This is a genomic window from Paraburkholderia sp. HD33-4 (genome assembly GCF_021390635.1).
GTDB lineage: Bacteria > Pseudomonadota > Gammaproteobacteria > Burkholderiales > Burkholderiaceae > Paraburkholderia.
In genome coordinates this window covers 2104993-2125181 of record NZ_JAJEJS010000002.1, presented here as the reverse complement: position 1 = coordinate 2125181, position 20189 = coordinate 2104993, and the positions used below count along the sequence as shown (strand labels likewise).

Genomic DNA, 20189 nt, shown 5'->3' with positions numbered 1-20189 from the left:
GCGGTCAGACTATCCGCGCCGCTTCGTCGAACGAGAAACGCGGGCTGCGCGCGAACAGCTTCGACGGATCGCCGTAACCAAGATTGATCAGGAAGTTCGACTTCACCGTCGTGCCCGCGAAGAACGCTTCGTCGACCTTGGCCTGATCGAAGCCCGACATCGGCCCGGTGTCGAGACCGAGCGCACGCGCGGCGAGAATCAGATAGCCGCCCTGCAGCGTCGAATTGCGAAACGCCGTGTCCGCGATCAACCGCTCGTTGCCGACGAACCAGCTGCGCGCATCCGCGTGGGGAAACAGTTTCGGCAGATGCTCGTAGAACGCCATGTCCATCGCGACGATCACCGTGACGGGCGCGGCCATCGTTTTCTCGAGATTGCCAGCCGACAAAGCCGGGCGCAGCTTCTCCTTGCCCTCCGGCGTCCTGACGAACACGAAGCGGCCCGGACTCGAATTGGCCGAGGTCGGGCCGAGCAGTACGAGCTCCATCAGCTCGCGCAGCACGGCGTCGTCGATCGGCTTGTTCTGCCAGCCGTTATGCGTACGCGCGTCGCGAAAGAGCTGCGCGAGCGCCTGATCGGAAAGTGTCATTGAAGTAGTCCGTGCGAAAGAACAGAGGGAACGCGGAGAGCCGCGTCGAATGAAAGAGCAACGCGCATGAATCGGCGGCGCACCGTTGTCGTCATAATAGCCAGGGTTTTTACTCGTCCGCTCGTACCCACCCATTCCGATGACCAGCGATCTTTTCAACGACCTGCCGACGCCCGATGTCGACTGGCATCCCGACTGGCTCGCACCGGCCGAGGCCGAGCGCCTGCTCGCCCGCGTGATCGACGAAGTGCAATGGCGCCAGGACATGATGGGCACGCCCGCCGGCCGTGTTGCACTGCCGCGTCTGACTGCCTGGCAGGGTGAGCCGGATGCAGTCTACGTCTACTCGGGCATCCGCAACGTGCCGCAAGCATGGACGCCCGCCGTCGCCGAACTGAAGGCCGCCGCCGAGGCGACCAGCGGCGCGCGTTTTAACAGCGTGCTGCTGAATCGCTACCGCAGCGGCGCGGACAGCATGGGCTGGCACGCGGACCGCGAGCCGGAGCTCGGCAGACAGCCGGTGATCGCGTCGGTGAGCCTCGGCGTCGCGCGCAGGTTCGATCTGCAGCACAACCGCAGCGGCGTCGTGCAATCGTTCTCGTTGAAGGGCGGCAGTCTGCTCGTGATGAAGGGCGACACCCAGGCGCAGTGGCGTCATCGGGTGCCGAAGGAGCCGCGCGTGAGCGGCGAGCGCATCAATCTGACGTTTCGCTGGGTGACTCCGAGAGTGACGCCAACCTGAGAGCTCGAGCGGCCATCTGAGCGGCGCGCTATATCAAAATTGATATCGAGGGCGCGAATCATATGATTGGACGGTTAACGCGTCCCACAGTACGCTACATCACGATCCATGCGCCGTGAGGGCCACGAGGGCCGGGCAGACCGCTGGGTCGTCTACACAACAACGATTGGAGACTGTCATGGCGAATACACGACGTGCCGCGTGTCGCGCTCTGGGCGCGCTCGCGCTTTCCGCGAGTCTTGGAGCGCTAATGCTGGGCACGCCCGGCGCGCATGCCGAAGACAAGAAGATCACGCTCGGTTTTGCGCAGGTCGGCGCAGAGAGCGCATGGCGTACCGCGAATACCGAATCGGTGAAGTCGGCAGCGGCGGAGGCCGGCATCAACCTCAAATTCTCCGACGCGCAGCAGAAGCAGGAAAACCAGATCAAGGCGATCCGCTCGTATATCGCGCAGAAGGTCGATGTGATCGCGTTCTCGCCGGTCGTCGAATCGGGTTGGGAACCGGTGCTGCTCGAAGCCAAGGCCGCGAAGATTCCGGTGATCCTGACCGACCGCAATATCGACGTGAAGGACACCTCGCTGTACGTGACGATGATCGGCTCGGACTTCCTCGAAGAAGGACGGCGCGGCGGTCACTGGCTCGCGGATCACTACAAGGACGACAAAGGCCCGATCAACATCGCCGAACTGCAAGGCACGGTCGGCTCCGCGCCGGCCAACGACCGCCACGCGGGTCTGATCGAAGTGATCAAGAGCGATCCGAAGTTCAAGATCATCGCGTCGCAAAGCGGCGACTTCACGCTCGCCGGCGGCAAGCAGGTGATGGAAGCGTTCATCAAGACCTACGGTAACAAGATCAACGTCGTCTATGCTCATAACGATGACATGGCGCTCGGCGCGATCCAGGCGATGGAAGAAGCCGGCATGCATCCGGGCAAGGACGTCGTGGTGGTTTCGTTCGACGCGACCAAGGGCGGCTTCCAGGCAATGGCCGCCGGCAAGATGAACGTCGACGTGGAGTGCAGCCCGCTGCTCGGACCGCAGCTGATGTCGGCGGTGAAGGACGTGGTGGCTGGCAAGCCGCTGCCGAAGCGCATCCTGACTCAGGAGACTGTCTTCCCGATGAGCGTGGCCGCGCAAACACTGCCGTCGCGTAAGTACTGACGCGGCGCGCAACGTCGCCGCGGCACCGCTCGAGCGAGCGCCGCGGCGGGTGCGGTGTTCAGGCGCCGGGGCCAACGCGGCCCACGGCGCGAAGGAGATGTGCAGTACGGACGCATCGAACAGGTTTCTCCAGTGGTGCCTGACCGCCCGGGCTGCTTTCTTTTGCAGCGGGCGGTCTCTTTTCAGGAGCATGCGCCCGCGGGAGCATGCCGCTGGGGCCTGCCGAACCATGCATAGCCGATCGAGCGAGGTCCATGACCCATTCCGCTACCGAACCGAATCAGCCGGACCAGCCGCAGCGCGGCACGCCGCCGGGCGCGCAAAGCCAACAGAATGACATGAGCGCGCGCGAACCGATTCTGGCGACCTCCGGCGTCAGCAAGACATTTCCGGGCGTGAAGGCGCTACAACACGTCGACTTCCGCCTGTTTCCCGGCGAGGTCCATACGCTGATGGGCCAGAACGGCGCCGGCAAATCCACGTTGATCAACGTGCTCACAGGCGTGCTCGCACCCGACGCCGGCACGATCCGCCTCGGCGGCGAGGTGGTCGCGTTCGCGTCGCCGCAGGAAGCCGAGGCGGCCGGCGTGCGCACGCTTTACCAGGAAGTCAACCTGTGCCCGAATCTGTCGGTCGCGGAGAACATCTTCGCGGGCCGGCAGCCGCGCCGCTTCGGCGCGATCGACTGGTCCGACATCAAGCGGCGCGCGCAGGAAGCGCTCGCGCGCCTCGACGTGTCGCTCGACGTCACGCGCTCGCTCGACGCCTATCCGATCGCCGTGCAACAGATGGTCGCGATCGCGCGAGCGTTGTCCGTCGATGCGCGTGTACTGATTCTCGACGAGCCGACTTCGAGCCTCGACGACAGCGAAGTCGCGCAGCTTTTCAAAATCCTTCGGCATCTTAAGCAATCGGGCATCGCGATTCTGTTCGTCACGCATTTCATCGAACAGACGTATGCGATCTCCGATCGCATCACGGTGATGCGCAACGGCGAGCGCGAAGGAGAATATCTCGCGCGCGATCTGTCCGCTGATCAACTGGTCGCGAAGATGGTCGGCCACGAGCGCATGAGCGCGCGTCTGCGCGAAGCGGCGCATGAAGGGCAAGCCGCCGACGATCTGCAGGACATCGAGCAGGACCACGCGGACGCAGTCGACGCCACACCGACGCAGCCGTTCATCGAACTGCGCGGCGTCGGCCGCCGCGGCACCTTGCAGCCGATCGATCTCGAAGTGCGGGCCGGCAAGATTCTCGGCCTCGCGGGACTGCTCGGCTCGGGGCGCACCGAAACCGCGCGGCTGCTGTTCGGCGCGGATCGCGCGGACAGCGGCACGATCCTCGTCGAAGGGCGCGCTGTGCGGCTGCGCACGCCGCACGACGCGGTGCGCCATGGCATCGGCTATTGCGCGGAAGACCGCAAGAAGGAAGGCATCGTCGCCGAACTGTCGATCCGCGAAAACATCATGCTCGCGTTGCAGGCGCGACGTGGCTGGTGGCGCAAGATCAGCCGGCAACGTGCGCGCGAGCTTGCCGATCTGTGGATCGAGCGGCTCGGCATCAAGGCGGCCGACGCCGAGCAGCCGATCGCGCTGCTGTCCGGCGGCAACCAGCAAAAGGCGCTGCTCGCGCGCTGGCTCGCGACCGATCCCAAACTCCTGATCCTCGACGAGCCGACCCGCGGCATCGACGTCGCCGCGAAGTTCGACATCATGGACCGGCTGCTCGCGTTGTGCGCGAACGGGCTGTCCATCCTGTTCATCTCGTCGGAGATCAGCGAGGTGCTGCGCGTGAGCCACCGCGTCGCGGTGCTGCGCGATCGCCGCAAGATCGCGGAGGTGGCCGGCAGGGCATCGAACGAGGACAACATCTACCGACTGATCGCAGGGAGCGGCGAATGAAGCTATCGAACTGGTTCGCGCGCGACGGAGTGGAGCGTCCGCTGCTGTGGCCATGCGTGACGCTCGTGTTGCTGTGCGGTCTGAACCTGCTGGTCAATCCACATTTTCTCGGGCTGCGCATGCTCGACGGCCACCTGTTCGGCGCGCCGATCGACATTCTGAATCGCGCTGCGCCGCTCGTGCTGGTCGCGATCGGCATGACGCTCGTGATCGCGACGCGCGGCATCGACATCTCCGTCGGCGCGGTGGTCGCGATCGCGGGCGCCGCGGCCGCGACGATACTCGCGACCCAGGCCGTGCCGAGCGGTGCGCTGATCGCGCAGGCGCTACTGGCCGCACTCGTCGTCGGCATCCTGAGCGGCATGTGGAACGGGCTGCTCGTCGCGTTCGTCGGCATGCAGCCGATCATCGCGACGCTGATTTTGATGGTCGCGGGCCGCGGCATCGCGCAACTGCTGACCGCCGGACAAATCATCCCGATCGGTGCGCCCGGCTATCTGTTCGTCGGTGGCGGCTACTGGCTCGGCGTGCCGTGCTCGGTATGGATCGCGACCGTAGCCGTGCTGGCGACCGCCGCGCTGGTCGAGGGCACGGCGCTCGGCCTGTTCATTCGCGCGATCGGCGTGAACCCGGTTGCAACACGGCTCGTCGGCTTGCGCTCGAAGGCGATCGTGTTCGCGGTGTACGGCTTCTCGGGCTTGACCGCGGCGCTGGCCGGCATCCTGATCAGCTCGAACGTGCGCAGCGCGGACGGCAACAACGCGGGCCTGCTGCTCGAACTCGACGCGATTCTCGCCGTGACGCTCGGCGGCACGTCGCTGCTCGGGGGCCGCTTCAGTTTCGCGGGCACGGTGCTCGGCGCGCTCATCATCCAGACGCTCACGTACACGACCTATTCGATCGGCGTGCCGCCCGAAGCGACGCTCGTCGTCAAGGCGGCCGTCGTGCTCGCGGTCAGCGTGATCCAGTCGCCGGCGGCACGCGCGCTCGCGGTGTCGTTCGGTGCGTCGCTCGTCAAATCGCGTGGGGTGGCACGATGACGCGCGTTCTCGAAGCACTCGCCCGCGTGGTCGATCCGCGCACGCTGCCGATCGCGGTGACGGTTCTGCTGTTCTGCGCACTGTTCGGCTTTGGTTCGGTGATGTACACCGGTTTCTTCTCGTGGCAGGTGTTGCTCGATCTGCTCGTCGACAACGCGTTTCTGCTGATCGTCGCAATCGGCATGACGTTCGTGATCGTGTCGGGCGGCATCGATCTGTCGGTGGGCTCGATCGTCGCGCTGACGACCATCGTCGAAGCCGTGCTGTCCGAACACATGCATGTGTCGGTGTGGCTGATCATTCCGATCGTGCTGTTGATGGGCACGGTGTTCGGCGCCGTGCAGGGCGCGCTGATTCATTACTTCCGCCTGCAGGCGTTCATCGTGACGCTGGCCGGGATGTTCTTCGCGCGGGGCCTGTGCTTTCTGATCACGACACAGTCGATCACGATCACCGATCCGACCTTCAAGGCGATTTCCGCGTTCCGTCTCAGTCTGGGCGTCGGTTCGGTATCGGCGAACGTGCTGATCGCGGTTGCGACGCTCGCGGCCGCGATCTATGTCGCGCATTTCACGCGCTTCGGACGCAACGTGTATGCGGTTGGCGGCAATCCGCGCTCGGCGCTGCTGATGGGGCTGCCCGTCGCGCGCACGCGGGTCGGCGTGTATGCGCTGAGCGGCTTCTGCTCGGCGCTCGGCGGCGCGGTGTTCACGTTCTACGTGCTATCGGGCTATGGACTGCAAGGACAGGGCATGGAGCTCGATGCGATTGCGGCGACGGTGATCGGCGGCACGCTGCTGACCGGCGGCGTCGGTTATGTGGTCGGCTCGCTGTTCGGCGTCGGGATTCTCGGCACGATCCAGACGCTGATCACGTTCGACGGCACGCTCAGTTCGTGGTGGACGCGGATCGTGATCGGCGCGCTGCTGTGCGCGTTCTGTTTGCTGCAACGCTTGATCGAGCGGCACGCGAAGTCGGTGCGTCGGCCCGGCGGCACCAATGCGGTCACGACGACAGGGCATGGGCACGGGCGTGACGAGACGTCGACGACGGCGGCGTCGTCGGATTCGCAGGTGTTGGGCAGGGCGCCAGGCTAGGTCGATTCCTTCCAGCGCTTCAAACGGCGGCGCCCCGTTCTTCGGCGGCGCCGCTCTTCTATCAGTCGACGCGACCCGTTCCCGCGGCCAGCGCCGCATGTTCGCGCTCGCTCGCGACGCTGCCGGCCGAAGCCAGAGCGGCATGCCGCATCAACGGCGTGAGCAGTGCCGCGCCCAGCGTGGCGACGAGCAACACGGCGGCCATCAGCGTCAACATCTCGCTTGCCGTCCAGTGCAAGCCCAGCAGGTAACCACCCGCCATCGAACCCACCACGGAGCCGATGCGGCCGATTCCGAGCGCCCAGCTCATGCCGGTCGCGCGGATCGCGGTTCGGTAGAACGACGACGTGACGACGTGCGCGCCGGTTTGCGCGCCGCCGGTACCGACGCCCATCGCGAACATCAGCGGCAGCAGCACGATCGCCACGGTGCCTGCATGACCGACCGCAAGCAACGCCAGCACGCCGACGCCGAACGATACCGCGAGCACGCGGCACGGGGTCCAGCGGTCCATCAGATAGCCGATGCCAACCGAGCCGACGGCGCCGCCGATCTGGAACGTCGACGTGAACGCCGACGCGCGCACGATCGTCATGCCGTGATTGAGCAGCAGCGTCGGCAGCCAGCTGTTCAGGAACAACAGCACCAGCAGGTTCGCGAAATAGACGATCCAGATCAGCGCGGTACCGCTACGCACGTCCGCTGCGACTAGATCCGCGACCGGAAAGCTGCGGCGAGCGTCCGGATGCATGGCGAGATCGACCGCGTCGATATTCGCGCGCGGGAACAGGCGCGCCGCGATCCGCGCGATGCGCGCGCTCGCGTCGCGCCGCAGCGACAGGAAGCGCAGCGATTCGGGCAGCCCGAGTATCAGCGCCGGCACGAACAGCACCGGCAGCGCGCCGCCGGTGATCAGCACGGCGCGCCAGCCGAAGTCCGACACGATCCACGCGGCGACGAGCCCGCTGATCGCGGCGCCGGCCGTGAAGCCGCAAAACATCGCGGTCACCATCAGCGAGCGATGGCGGCGCGGGCAGTATTCGGAGGTCAGTGTGATTGCGCAAGGCATCGTTGCGCCGAGTCCGAGTCCCGCGAGAAAGCGCAAAGCGATGAACACGGGCAACGAGGTCGCGACCGACGCGGCGAGCGTAAACACGCCGAACACGGCGACGCTCACGAGCAGGATCGTCTTGCGACCGAAGCGGTCGGCGCAAGGACCGATCGCCATCGCGCCGATCATCAGGCCGATGACGCCCGAGCCGAACAACGGCGCGAGCTGCGGCGGCGTGAGTCCCCATTCGGCCTTGATCGCGGGCGCGATGTAGCCGATCAGGATCGAATCGAAACCGTCGAGCAGCACCGCGAGAAAGCACAGCACGCCGATCAGCACCTGGCTGCGCGACAGCGGCTGTGAATCGACGAACTCCTCCAGGCTCAGGCGAGCTTGCGCCATCATCAGTCTCCAGACTTTGGTTGTGTTTGTGTTTTATCAGTCGACGCGCGGCTCCAGCGCGAACAGGTATTGCGAAGACGTCAGTCCCGGGGGCCTTCCGCGTAGCGCGACCATAATGCCCACGGTTTGCCGACCGCGCCCATGTTGGTCTCGTCGGCCAGCAGCCCTTCGGTTTCGTCGAGATAGGTCACGGGGCCGCCGAGCGCGATGGCCTGCTGCTGGATCGTCGCGTTGCGCTCCGTATAGATCGCGCGATAGACGACGCCGGGAATCGACTCGCTGGTGGCGACGAAGCCGTGCCCGCGCATCAGCGCGACCGCCGCGGGGCCGAGCGTTTGCGCGAGCGCCGCGCCTTGCTCGGCACGCCGCACCAGCATGTCGGTGCAGCCGAAACATGCGCGGATGTCGAACACCGGCGCGCCTTTCGCGAGAAAGCCGGCCATGTGATAGACGGGGCGCAGCGGCTGCTCGACGATGCCGAACGGGATCACCGACGGTGCGTGGCTGTGAGCGATCGCACCCACGTCCGGCCTCGCGCGATAGATTTCCGCGTGGATCGATACCTCCAGATACGGCTTCGCGCCTTCGCCTTCGGCGATCGAACCATCGAGCCGCATCGTGATGATGTCGTCGATGTCGACGAGTTCGGGCGCGCACGAGCGCGAGATCAGAAATTCGCCGTCGCGCTCCGGGTGGCGCACGCTCACGTGGCCGAATGCGTCGAGCACACCCTGATGCGCGAGGATGCGGTTCGCGGCGACGAGTTCGCGTTTGAGGGCGAGAAGTTTTGTGCAAGAATCGGCCGGGTTGCTGTTCATGACGAATCCGTTTTGTCGAAACATCGAGTCTAGCCACGCGACCCGCTGGTGTCAGCCGAGCATTTCTAGCGGGCGTGGCAAGTTTTTCTTGTCTGCCGCCGCCCCCATGTTGAAGACCACCATGCCTACGCCGTTGCCGCCGCTGAACGCGCTGAAAACCTTCGAGTCGGCCGCGCGCCATCTGAGCTTTCGCAGGGCCGCGCAGGAATTGCACGTGACGCCCGCTGCGGTCAGCCATCAGGTCAACGCGCTCGAGGCGTTTCTCGGCGTGCTGCTGTTCGAACGCACGAAGAAGGGGCTCGTGCTGACCCAGGCCGGACGGCTCTGGTTGCCCAAGCTCAGCGAGAGTTTTCGCACGATGCGCGAGTCGATCGATCTGCTCGCGCGCTTCAAGGACAAGGAAACGCTGACTGTCAGTTGCCCGCCGTCGTTCTCTAACCGGTGGCTGATGCCGCGCCTGCACCGCTTCCTGATGCAGCACCCCGAGCTCGACGTGCACGTCGTCTCGTGGATGCTCGGCTTCGGCCACTCATGGACCCACCAGGAGTTCGAGGCCGACGCGGTACGTCAGCGGCTCGACGAAGTCGACCTTGTGATCGTGCTTGGAGATGGGCGGTACGATCCGTTGCATGTCGACGCGTTGCTGCCACTGACGCTGACCCCGCTACTGGCGCCCTCGCTCGCGGCAACGTCGTCGGACGAACGGCCCGAATCGCTCGCGGCGCTGCCGCTGTTGCACGACGATCGCGGCATCGTCCACGGCGGTCTGTCGTACTGGCGCAAGTGGGCCGAATTCGCAGGCATACCGGTCCCCGACGAAGCGCGCGGCCACCATTTCTCACACGCGATGACCGCGCTCGAAGCAGCCGCCGATGGCGTCGGTGTCGTCGTCAGCTCGCCGGCGCTCGCGTTGCACGAATTGCAGAGCGGCCGGCTCGTCGCGCCGTATCCGGTGCTCGAGGATTGCGGCGCGGCTTATCACGCGGTGGTCGCCGAGCCGCGTCGTTGTACGCAGATGTTCATCGAATGGCTGAAGGCGGAAGCGCAGGCGACGGCTGATGCGTTGCGCGGGCTGCCTGGCTATGCGCGTCAGGGCAACGAATCGATTGGCGTGACGCCGGATTAGACGGCACGCGTGGCGACATTCGAGGATCTGCGTGGAACAAAAGCACAGGTGATGCCTGTCGTCTGACGGCCTGGTTGAGGCCGGGCGGGCGGACGGCCGGGGGAGTACAGGCCAGGCGGTCCGGATTGCCGCACCGTTGACGCGCGCATTTTGCGCCGACACGCGGGCGCGAATCGTCGTCGTGGATCGGCACGTTTCTGTTTGCGTGACCTATTATCAGAAACAGTCGTGAACGGTACGACCGCGGTAGCGATGCTGCGCGTCCGGGAAACACCGCGTGAGGCGCCTGAAGCCAGACGCGCCGCGCGCCGGTGGCCCGGACGGCAATCCGCGAATCGTGCAACCGGTTGCAGATGCCGTGGAGAAAGAGCGATGGTTCGCACAGAAATACTCGACGCGCTGAGGACATACACCGATCCATTTCGCGTCACCAGCGGCACCGATTTCCTGCTGAAGAATTTTGATCCCGGCGAAACCCTGGGACTCAAAATGCATAAGGAAGAGGCGCAGCAACTGCTCCAGCGCGGTTCGAAATGGCTCGCGATGGAGCAGGAGATCCTTTACGCGCAGGATTCCTGGTCCGTACTGCTGGTGTTCCAGGCCATGGACGCCGCGGGCAAGGATGGGACGATCAAGCACGTGATGTCGCGCGTCAATCCGCAGGGCTGCGATGTCGTCTCGTTCAAGCAGCCGTCGGACGAGGAACTCTCCCACGACTTCCTTTGGCGCTATTCGAGGAAAGTGCCCGAACGCGGGCACATTGGCATTTTCAACCGTTCGTACTATGAAGAGGTGCTGGTGGTGCGCGTGCGTCAGCATCTGCTGCATGCGCAGAAGATCCCGCCGGCACGGGTCGGCAGCAACATCTGGGACCAGCGTCTCGCCGATATCGTGCGGTTCGAGGACTATCTGACGCGCCAGGGCGTGCTCATTCTCAAGTTCTATCTGAACCTGTCGTACGGGGAGCAGAAGAAGCGATTCATGGATCGCCTCGACAATCCCGACAAGCACTGGAAGTTTTCCGCAGCCGACGTTCGCGAGCGTCGCTACTGGAACGACTATATGCACGCGTATGAAGAGGCCATCCGCGCAACAGCTTCCGAAGCGGCTCCGTGGTACGTCGTGCCCGCCGACAACAAGCCTTTCACGCGCCTGATCGTTGCGGCCGCGATCGTCGAGGCCGTCGAGAAGCTCGACCTCGAATATCCGAAAGCCACGCAGGAGCAGATGAAGGATCTCGCCGCCGCGAGAGAGGAACTCGACGCTGAAGTGGTGCAATCGCCGGGACCCGATCAACCCGGGGACGATCCAGACCATTGAGAGCGGCCCCCTGACCCGAAATCACTGGAACCGGGAGAGACGAGGATGAGCTCAGTTGAGAACGCGACGCCGTGGCATGCGATACCGGCCAGTGACATCGAACGGCAGTTCAAAGTCGATCTCGCGCAGGGCCTCGATGCAGCGGAAGCGGCCGGGCGGCTCGCCACCTACGGACCGAACCGCCTGCCGCAAGGCAAGAAGCGGGGGCCGGTCGTGCGCTTCCTGATGCAGCTTCACAACATTCTGATCTACGTCCTGCTCGCGGCCGGTTTCGTCAAGTTCATGCTGGGCCTTTGGCTCGACGGCTCGGTCATTCTGGCTGTCGTCATCCTCAACTCGCTGCTCGGCTTCATTCAGGAAGGACGTGCCGAGAAGGCGCTCGATTCGATTCGCAACATGCTGTCCGCCGAGGCGCGCGTCATGCGTGGAGGAGCGGTTCGTTTGATCCCTGCCGAGGAACTCGTTCCCGGCGACATCGTGCTGCTGGAATCGGGCGACAAAATCCCGGCGGACATGCGTCTCGTCGAGGCCCGGAACCTGCACACGGAAGAAGCGGCTCTCACGGGGGAATCCCTTCCGGCCGAGAAGGGTACCGCGCCCGTACCCGCCAAAGCCACGGTCGGCGACCGCGAGAATATGGCGTTCTGCGGCACGATGGTCTTGTCGGGCCGGGCAACCGGCGTCGTGGTGGCGACCGGAAGCCAGACGGAACTCGGCCGGATCAACCAGATGCTTGCCGAAGTCAGCGTGCTCGAGACGCCTCTGCTGCGCCAGATCAAGAAGTTCGGTTATGTCATCACGGCGGTGATCGCCGTTGTCAGTGTGCTGCTTTTCTCCTGGGGCCACTGGCTCGGACACATGACTTTCGTCGAACTGTTCCAGGCCATCGTGGGGATCGCGGTGTCGGTCATCCCGGAAGGCCTGCCGGCGCTCATCACCATCACGCTCGCCATCGGCGTGCAGCGCATGGCCCAGCGCAACGCGATCATTCGCCGCCTGCCGGCGGTCGAGACGCTGGGCGCCGTCTCGCGCATCTGCTCGGACAAGACAGGCACGCTGACCCTGATGGAAATGATGGTTACCTCCGCCGTGACGGCCGAAGGGGGCTATACCGTGACGGGCGACGGTTACGCCAGCGAGGGACAGGTCAGCGCCGACGGCAAGCCGCTCGACGCCGCGCCGGACGTGCTCAAGCTGATGGGCCGCGTATCGCTGTTGTGCAACGACGCTGAGCTTTTCGAGGAAGAAGGAAAATGGAAAGTGGAGGGTGACCCGACCGAAGGCGCGCTCTATCCGTTCGCTTCCAAGCTGGGCATGGACCGTGCCGCCGAGACAGCCGCCGCGCCGAGGATCGACGCGATTCCGTTCGAGTCCGAGCACAAGTTCATGGCGACATTGAACCGTGCGGCGGACGGCGAGATGCTGCTGGTCAAGGGCGCGCCAGAGGTGATCCTCGACCACTGCGACCGGCAGCAGACGGCGCAAGGCCCTGCGCCGCTCGATCGCGAGCATTTCGCAAGGGAGGGCGACCGGCTCGCGGCGCAAGGTGAGCGCGTGCTCGGGCTCGCGTGGCTGTCGGATCCGGGCCTGCGTACCGGCGGCCTCGGGCCTCAGGATCTGCCGCGTACTCTCGTACTGCTCGGCCTCGTGGGCCTGATGGACCCGCCGCGCAAAGAGGCGATCGACGCCGTGCGCGAATGCCACGGCGGAGGCATCCGCGTGACGATGATCACGGGCGATCACAAGATCACCGCGGCGGCTATCGCAAGAATGCTGGGCATCGGCGACGGCAAGACGGCCGTGTCCGGCACCGAGATCGAGGCGATGAACGATGCGGCGTTGCAGGAATGCGTGCGCGACGTCGACGTGTTTGCGCGCGCGAGCCCCGAGCACAAGCTGCGGCTCGTCAAGGCGATCCAGGCGAATCGGCAGATCGTCGCGATGACCGGCGACGGCGTCAACGATGCGCCGGCGTTGAAGAAGGCCGACATCGGTGTCGCGATGGGGATCAAGGGCACCGAGGTGACGAAGGAGGCGGCGGGGATGATCCTCGCCGACGACAATTTCGCGTCGATCTCCGCGGCGGTGAAGGAGGGCCGCACGGTCTACAACAACATCGAGAAGGCGATGCTGTTCATGCTGCCGACCAACGTCGCGCAAGGCGCGGTGATCGCGGTGGCGATCCTGTTCGCCTTCACGCTGCCGATCACGGCGCCGCAGATCCTGTGGGTCAACATGGTGACTTCCGTCGCGCTCGGCCTGACCATTTCGTTCGAGCCGCACGAGGAAGACGTGATGCGCCGCTCGCCACGCGCAATCGACCGGCCGATCGTCACGCGCTTCGGCATCTGGCGCATCCTGTTCGTCGGCGCCGCGCTCGTGATTTATACGCTATCGACCTTCTTCTGGATGAAGGGACAAGGGGCGTCGGATGAGATGGCGCGCACCGCCGCAGTCAACGCCATTACGCTGGGCCAGGTGTTCTATCTGCTCAACATCCGGTATCTGCTCGATTCGTCGCTATCCGTGCGCGCCCATATGGGCAATCGCTATCTCTGGTACGGGATAGCCGGCGTCGTGGTGTTGCAGCTTCTGTTTACCTACACGTTTCCGTTCCATGCCGTTTTCCACACCGAGTCTCTGCCCTTGTCCGCGTGGCTGTGGCTCGTTGCCGGCGGCATCCTGTTCTTCCTCGTGGTGGAGATCGAAAAGCTCGTGTTCCGGCTCACCCCTGCATTGAGAGGATTCGTGACTTCGCAGCAGGAGGGCGCGGCCTTGCGCAATGATCCGGTGAGGTAAGCGCGTGGGGGAGATCGAACGACATAGCGGGCACTGTCGCGACAGCGAGCCCGCTATAAGCACTTGATCATTTCCATCTGGAATGATGTCAGCGGTAACGACGTTGTGCGTGCGCCCAATAAGCTCCTTTAATAACGAAAGAGATCTGGAACTGCGTTTCGTAGAGTCAGCACAGCAATGCGCGTGCCCGAGCCGCTTCTCGAGCGTGCGCAATTCGGTGGTGTTCTGTCGCATCCGGACTTTCAGTTGCGACAGGAATAAAGGCCCAGTAAGAAACCGCCAGATTTAGCACGAAAAGGACGAATACGCCGTGCCGTAAGGGTCCACGTAAGCTCAACGGCGACTTGTCGATCCGTTCGATGTATCCTATACCAGCGTAGCGAGCTGCGACGGCTCAAGATGCGGTGAACTGTTTTGATCACCATGGTGTCAACGCATCAGGATCGCATCAAGTTCGGGCGATCATACCTGCCCGTTAGCCCATTGCATACGACCGGTGAGGCCTACCGTGAAGAAAGCGAGCGTTTCCAACACCACAGTCTTTGATGCCAAGAAACTTCTCTTGTCAGCGGCGGGGCTCGCAACTTCCGTGCTTCCTGTGAGGCTTAGACATGCTCTGGCGACGTCGCTCCTGAACGACCCATCGCTTGTAAGGCAATATGGGTACCGCTACCTGTCAGGGCTGGCCGGGAAACTGAACGTCGTACGGCTCTCCGCAACCGGAGAATATGGGACGATGTCCAGCAGTTCTAACGACCTTTGGATACTGAGGGCATACGCCGAAAGCGGTCGTTGGGCATCGCAACTTTCGGAAAGGTTGACTGCATTTTTCTCAGGGACGGGGGGGACCTACCTTGACATAGGTGCCAACATAGGAATGACGTCAATACCGATCCTTCAGCAAAATCCTGCAGTGCAGTGCTATGCGTTTGAACCTGAGCCGGTCAACTATCAGAATCTCTTGCTTAACATATCGGTAAACTGCCCTTCATCGAACATTCGGCCTTTCCAATTGGCATTGCATGAACAGAAAGGCATGCTTCCCTTTGAGATTTCCGACACGAATCTTGGCGCGCACCGCCTTCACGTCGAAACCGGTCTTGCGCCCAAATTGGCTGAGGCCAGCAGGCGAGTGACAGAAGTCGCGTGTGAGAGACTGGATGATCTGCCGATCGAACTGCGTCATCCCGTCTTCGCAAAGATCGACACAGAGGGCGCTGAACCTTTTGTGGTCGCCGGCGGCAGGCACACGCTTTCTCAAGCCGATGCGATTCTTCTGGAGTGGCATCCCTACAATATGGCGCGGCTTGGCTCTGACCCGACCGTTGTGTTGGATTTCCTCGAGACGCATTTCCAATATGGCGAGATTGAGCACACAGATGCGAAGACGGGGCAGCCTGGAAAACGCGGATCGATCAAGGAGATCACAGGACAGCTTGCCGGCACAATAGAAGAGTGGAAAAACGATCCGTCCCAATACCTCGACATAATTGGAACTCGTAACCATAACGCCGTCACCGATCCTGTAGGCACAAGCCGTTTGGAAGAAAGCGAAATGCCATAGTGCCTGGGCGCGCGCTTGATGAATGTAGCGAAGGTATCGGAACCGCGGTTTGACGAGCCGTTACCCGCCTCCTGAACCGATGTTGTTCGCTGTGTCGGCACTAATGAGGCATCTTTTTCTCCAAGAGACGGTTTCATAGGGTCGTACGAGTCGAAGCGCTCGTCCTGTCCCCACTACCACGGGAAAGAGATGACGAATGATCTCGCACAAAGGCGACAGCTCTTCAGCGATCTCGGTCAGCGCGGTAAATGGCCTCGCGATAGAAGCTATATTGCAACCCAACCGACGCGGCTGATGTGTCGGGACCTGCATTGACGGATCGTGCTGTCGACTAGGCCGCGCCACGATAGCTTTAACGGTGCGTGGCGTAATGTCTTTCCATGGGTAGCTTTTCCAGTCCCTGTGGTTCCATACCTTGGCAGTGGCACGATCGCCAGAAAGTGCCATATGGCGAGCGCACGGATCACGTCTCGACAAAGGGAGCGAGACCCGCCTGCAGCACGGTTGTGCATCATCAGTTGCAGCGTCTTTTGCACAACGCGTCATATCTTTGCGATCAGACCATGAGTTCAAAGGGCGAAAACCAAGCATCCGGGGGGCCTCCTGGCGGTCTCGAGCGCAGCGAAGAACGCGCAACGAATCGCGTTGTGGATCCTGTGTCGGCGCCGTCTGTCACTGTGATAATGGCCAACTTCAATGGAGCGAACTGGATCGGACAAGCGATCGAGTCGGTCCAAAGACAGAGTCTGGCCGACTGGGAACTCATCGTTGTGGACGATGCGTCAACCGACGCGAGCGTAGAAATTGTCCGCGCCGCCGCGGCTAACGACCCACGTATCGTGCTCCTCGCCTCATCGTGCAACGCAGGGCCGTCGGTCGCACGTAATCGTGCGCTGGCGTGTGCGCGCGGACGCTGGATCACCATCCTCGACAGTGATGACCTGTTCGCAGACGGACGCCTTGAGTCATTGCTTGCAAAGGCGGAGTCGGACGGCGCAGGGATCGTAGCCGATGACTTACTCATCATGAACCACAGCGGCTTGCTCACGGGGTACTCGCTGCTTGGACTGCGGGCCTCCAGGACCGTCGATGCCGTTGCGCTTGTCAAAGCGCCGCATCTGGCCTATCTCAAGCCTATGCTCAGAACTGAGCTTTTAAACGAGCTTCGGTATGACGAGCGGCTTCGCTCGGGCGAAGACTTCGATCTCTTGTTGCGGGTATTGGTGAAGCACGATGCACGAATGGTCGTTTATCCGGGCTTGGGTTATCACTATAGGCGACGTGGTGATTCGCTTTCCACCGACAAGTCGGCGGATCGACCGGTACTTCGAGGCATGCTCGAAGCGAATGCCCGTTTCCGTGCATCATATGCCCTGTCCGGAAGATTAGCCGACGCGTGTGCGCATCGGCATCGATCACTCGAAACCTCGCTTCGCTGGGTCGATGTCACCGAGGCGGTTCGTGAAAGGCGCTTCGCGGCAGCCGTTGGTCACACAATAGATCATCCGATGGTCCTGAGATGCGCCGTGCAATTCTTTAAAAAGCGCTTCTACCTTCTGGTATTCGGAAACAAACGCCGCTCCAAGACATTAGGGCTTTGATCCGAGTGATGTGGCTAGTTGCAATTGCTGAATTAATCGACTGCCTCGATATTGCTTCCGTTGCGAGCGGGCACTCGTCAGGCACTCATTAATCGCTGGATAATCGTCGGTGGTTCGCTGGCGTCAACGGAAATAATCACGCTGTCGAACTCAATTGCCTCGGAAAATCGCAGCTGACCAGCGATGAATCCGCCGCGTGCAAGCAGTGATTTCCCGCAGCGACCGCCTGTCTGTCAGTGAGTCCATTCGGCGTTACAAGGGACAGCTTGTGTGCCGCGCGGGCCGATTGAAGACCAGTTTGCCTTGGTTCGCCCGTACATCGAGCGCGAAATACAGCACCTCGGTTCGCCCAATACAGCACCGAGCGCCCGTGAGAAGACATAATTTCCTGGTCACAATGTATTTGTCAGACTGATTTGCCACAATACTAACTAAGCACAGCTATCGCTCGGCTCTCGTTACGATATTTCACGGTAAAAAATACCTAAATTCAAAGGGTCGGAGTGGCATAAATAATATTTTTACTCCTCTGATGATCATAAGAAAGTCAGAATATTCGTAATATCATCTACTGCGGGCAAAAATTCTGCTTTTTGGCGGAAAAAGACTGATTGTTCTTTGACCGCAAGCGTTTTACCAGTACGATTCGTGCGTTCGCTTTATGGCAATGAGAAGAATTTGCCGGCGGCGATACATCTTGCGGGAAAACGTTTGCGCCGCGCAAAGCCGTAGAAGATGTCCGAGGGCAGGCATCGTCGCCACGTCATCTCCTCCGTTGGTTGAATCCTCTTGACGCGCGAATCGACTCGCCGTGGGGCCCGCTGGCGCTTGCGCGTCTGTCAAATTGATAGCTTTAGCCGAACGGCTTTTGATCGGTATGGGAGCGGTTGTAAAGCAGTGCCTGAAGGGACTAAGGATTTTCATCGGATATAGCCAAGGCGAGGAAGAATAGCGGATGCTCTTGCCAGCAATTTGGTTGTCCTAAAAAGACGGAAATCATATTTGAACTTTTTTTGGGAATTTTTCCCGCGATTGAATAATTCAAAATGGTAAAACGACGTCAATTTATTGGTGCCCTCTCGGCACTCGGTGGAAGCGTTCTTTTGAGCGCATGCGGCGGCGGTGGCGGCTCGGACTCTAGCGAAAATGCGTCGTCCGGCGCCGCAGTTCGGAACGCAACTGCGACGGCAAAGGCCGCTTCCGGTAACGGCACGGCAATGCCTCCGGCAAGTTCTCTGATCGACGGCTCGGGCAACACCTGGACCCTGAGTGGCGGCTCCGCTTATATGAACGGAGCGATAGCAGGGAACAACTACAACGTCACACTGGCGTTGTGCTACAACGGCAACATCTACGTTGAGAACACGAGCTCGCAGTGGTTCCAATGGATTGGCACGAGGTGGCAGGGCTGCATGGATCCGCGCGTGCGCGCAACGTCCCCGGACGGCACCACGATGCCGTCGGCAACGAGCATCATCGACTGGACGGGCGCGGTATGGACGTTGACCAATGGTGTCATCTCCATGAACGGCGCTGTCGTTGGCCTCAACTACAACGTGACGCTCGTACTCTGGTACGGCAGCAGGATCTATTGCTGCAATACGAGCGGCCAGTGGTACGTCAACGTCGACGCCCGGAATTTTTCAGCGCAATGGCTGCCTTGCACTGATCCTCGCATCGCGGTTGCCCCTGCAGTGGGTAACTTCTACGGGATGAACGGGCATTACGACTACACGTACACGCCTGCGCAACTCGTGTCGATCATGAAGGCCATGGGGTGCACGACCTATCGCGTAGGTTGCGGGAGCGACTCGCGTTCGCTCACCGCCGTGGTCAACATTGCAAAAGCCTTCCAGCCGGCTGGACTCTCACTGCTTGTGCTGATCGAAGCGGGTGTCTACGACGCAAACGGGAATGTCTTTGCCAATGAGACGCAGGCTTACCAGACCTGCTATACGACTGCGCAGACAATCGCGACCGCTTTGCAGCCGTATGGTGTGACCATGTACGAGTGCGGCAACGAATTGACCCGGCAAAATGCTACGGTGATGGACTTCTCCTGGGCGGGCAGTTTGGCCTCGGATTTCAACAATACCAACTGGCCGGCCATGCGCGGCTCCATGCGCGGCATGATTGATGGCGTGAAATCTGTCCAGCCGTCTGCGAAGTGCGGTGTCAATTTCTGCGTCGCGGACGTCGGCGCGGCTGACGCGCTGTGGGAAGGCACGCAACCTGACGGCACCAGCGGCCATCAAAAACTGCGCTGGGACATCACGACCTGGCACAATTACGAGTCGTACGGTGACATCTTCAGTATCAGTCCCGACGGCGCTGGCCCGGGCTTTGATCTGCCGACCTATTGCAAGGCTCGATATGGCGTGCCGTTCATGATCACGGAATGGAATACTGGGCCGGCCCAGAGCCAAGCCTACCGGGCGAACTACATCACCTCGCAATTGGGTCAGTTCTATGCGGCAAGAAAGACGCACAATATCCAGTCTGTGATGTACTACGTACTGGATAGCGGGAACTCCACGTACGGCATTATGATCAACGGTACTCCGAACAGCGCGCCTTACAACGCGTTCACGAGCTTCACGTCCAGTAACCCCGACAAATAGGCGCGCGAGCATCCGTACCTCCGGCCAGCCATGGCGCCATCCTCATGAGCAGGCCGGGTCTTGGGGCTGTATAAGCCCCAGACTGAACGAACTTGCGTGGGCGAAGCTATTCGCCCTGAGGTGCGCGGTCCGTGACCAAATGCAGACTGCAGGCGGGTGGGAAAGGGAGCTCATTTCGCCTCTTTCTTCCGCCATTTCATGGACGCGTGATTTAGCGCTCCAACGGCCATTTCGAAGCGCGGCACCAGTCAGCACGAAGCATCGCTGAGCATGTCAGGTACGCGCGGAGTCGCCGAGTTCTGCCGCAATTCGAGTCCCGCCAATCTGGCATGCGCAGTGCGTGAGGGTATCGT

Annotated in this window: 14 protein-coding genes; 11 read left to right on the top strand and 3 right to left on the bottom strand. The window is 62.1% G+C overall.

The window, feature by feature from the left end; genetic code table 11:
* Positions 1–4: 4 nt before the first annotated feature.
* A complete protein-coding gene (locus L0U84_RS29600; protein ID WP_233855607.1) occupies positions 5–589 on the bottom strand; it encodes a malonic semialdehyde reductase in 585 nt (194 codons plus the stop codon).
* Between the two features lie 139 nt (positions 590–728).
* Between L0U84_RS29600 and L0U84_RS29595 the strand changes: the two genes are divergently transcribed.
* The 5 genes from L0U84_RS29595 to yjfF all read left to right on the top strand — a co-directional run bounded on the left by L0U84_RS29595 (position 729) and on the right by yjfF (position 6534).
* Positions 729–1331 carry an alpha-ketoglutarate-dependent dioxygenase AlkB family protein gene (locus L0U84_RS29595; protein WP_233855605.1) on the top strand — a complete coding sequence of 201 codons (603 nt, stop codon included), beginning with the start codon at positions 729–731 and terminating at the stop codon, positions 1329–1331.
* 178 nt (positions 1332–1509) lie between these two features.
* Positions 1510–2496 (top strand): ABC transporter substrate-binding protein, encoded by a 987-nt coding sequence (locus L0U84_RS29590; protein WP_233855603.1) that lies wholly within the window; start codon positions 1510–1512, stop codon positions 2494–2496.
* A 254-nt stretch (positions 2497–2750) separates the two neighbouring features.
* Positions 2751–4397 (top strand): sugar ABC transporter ATP-binding protein, encoded by a 1647-nt coding sequence (locus tag L0U84_RS29585; RefSeq protein WP_233855600.1) that lies wholly within the window; start codon positions 2751–2753, stop codon positions 4395–4397.
* Positions 4394–5437, top strand: a complete 1044-nt coding sequence (locus L0U84_RS29580; RefSeq protein WP_233855598.1) for an ABC transporter permease — start codon at positions 4394–4396, stop codon at positions 5435–5437. The genes L0U84_RS29585 and L0U84_RS29580 overlap by 4 nt, the downstream gene beginning before the upstream one ends.
* A complete protein-coding gene (gene yjfF, locus L0U84_RS29575) occupies positions 5434–6534 on the top strand; it encodes a galactofuranose ABC transporter, permease protein YjfF (RefSeq protein ID WP_233855596.1) in 1101 nt (366 codons plus the stop codon). The genes L0U84_RS29580 and yjfF overlap by 4 nt, the downstream gene beginning before the upstream one ends.
* Before the next feature lie 61 nt (positions 6535–6595).
* Here the strand turns inward: yjfF and L0U84_RS29570 are convergent, their stop codons facing one another.
* On the bottom strand, positions 6596–7987 hold the full coding sequence (locus L0U84_RS29570; RefSeq protein ID WP_233855595.1) for an MFS transporter: 1392 nt from the start codon (positions 7985–7987) through the stop codon (positions 6596–6598).
* A gap of 80 nt (positions 7988–8067) precedes the next feature.
* Positions 8068–8805 (bottom strand): class II aldolase/adducin family protein, encoded by a 738-nt coding sequence (locus L0U84_RS29565; RefSeq protein ID WP_233855593.1) that lies wholly within the window; start codon positions 8803–8805, stop codon positions 8068–8070.
* A gap of 121 nt (positions 8806–8926) precedes the next feature.
* Between L0U84_RS29565 and L0U84_RS29560 the strand changes: the two genes are divergently transcribed.
* The 6 genes from L0U84_RS29560 (at position 8927) to L0U84_RS29535 (ending at position 19836) form a co-directional block, all read left to right on the top strand.
* Positions 8927–9931, top strand: coding sequence for a LysR family transcriptional regulator (locus L0U84_RS29560; protein WP_233855584.1), 1005 nt, complete (start codon positions 8927–8929; stop codon positions 9929–9931).
* A gap of 372 nt (positions 9932–10303) precedes the next feature.
* Positions 10304–11251, top strand: coding sequence for a polyphosphate kinase 2 family protein (locus L0U84_RS29555; protein WP_233855582.1), 948 nt, complete (start codon positions 10304–10306; stop codon positions 11249–11251).
* 45 nt (positions 11252–11296) lie between these two features.
* The gene (locus L0U84_RS29550) at positions 11297–14050 is read left to right on the top strand and encodes an HAD-IC family P-type ATPase (RefSeq protein WP_233855580.1); all 2754 of its coding nucleotides are present in this window, start codon (positions 11297–11299) and stop codon (positions 14048–14050) included.
* A 508-nt stretch (positions 14051–14558) separates the two neighbouring features.
* Positions 14559–15614: an FkbM family methyltransferase gene (locus L0U84_RS29545; RefSeq protein ID WP_233855578.1), complete on the top strand. Its 1056-nt coding sequence runs from the start codon at positions 14559–14561 to the stop codon at positions 15612–15614.
* A gap of 563 nt (positions 15615–16177) precedes the next feature.
* The gene (locus L0U84_RS29540; protein WP_233855576.1) at positions 16178–17215 is read left to right on the top strand and encodes a glycosyltransferase family 2 protein; all 1038 of its coding nucleotides are present in this window, start codon (positions 16178–16180) and stop codon (positions 17213–17215) included.
* A gap of 1046 nt (positions 17216–18261) precedes the next feature.
* Entirely contained in the window at positions 18262–19836 is a 1575-nt protein-coding gene (locus L0U84_RS29535) for a hypothetical protein (RefSeq protein WP_233855574.1), read from the top strand.
* The last annotated feature ends 353 nt before the right edge of the window (positions 19837–20189 follow it).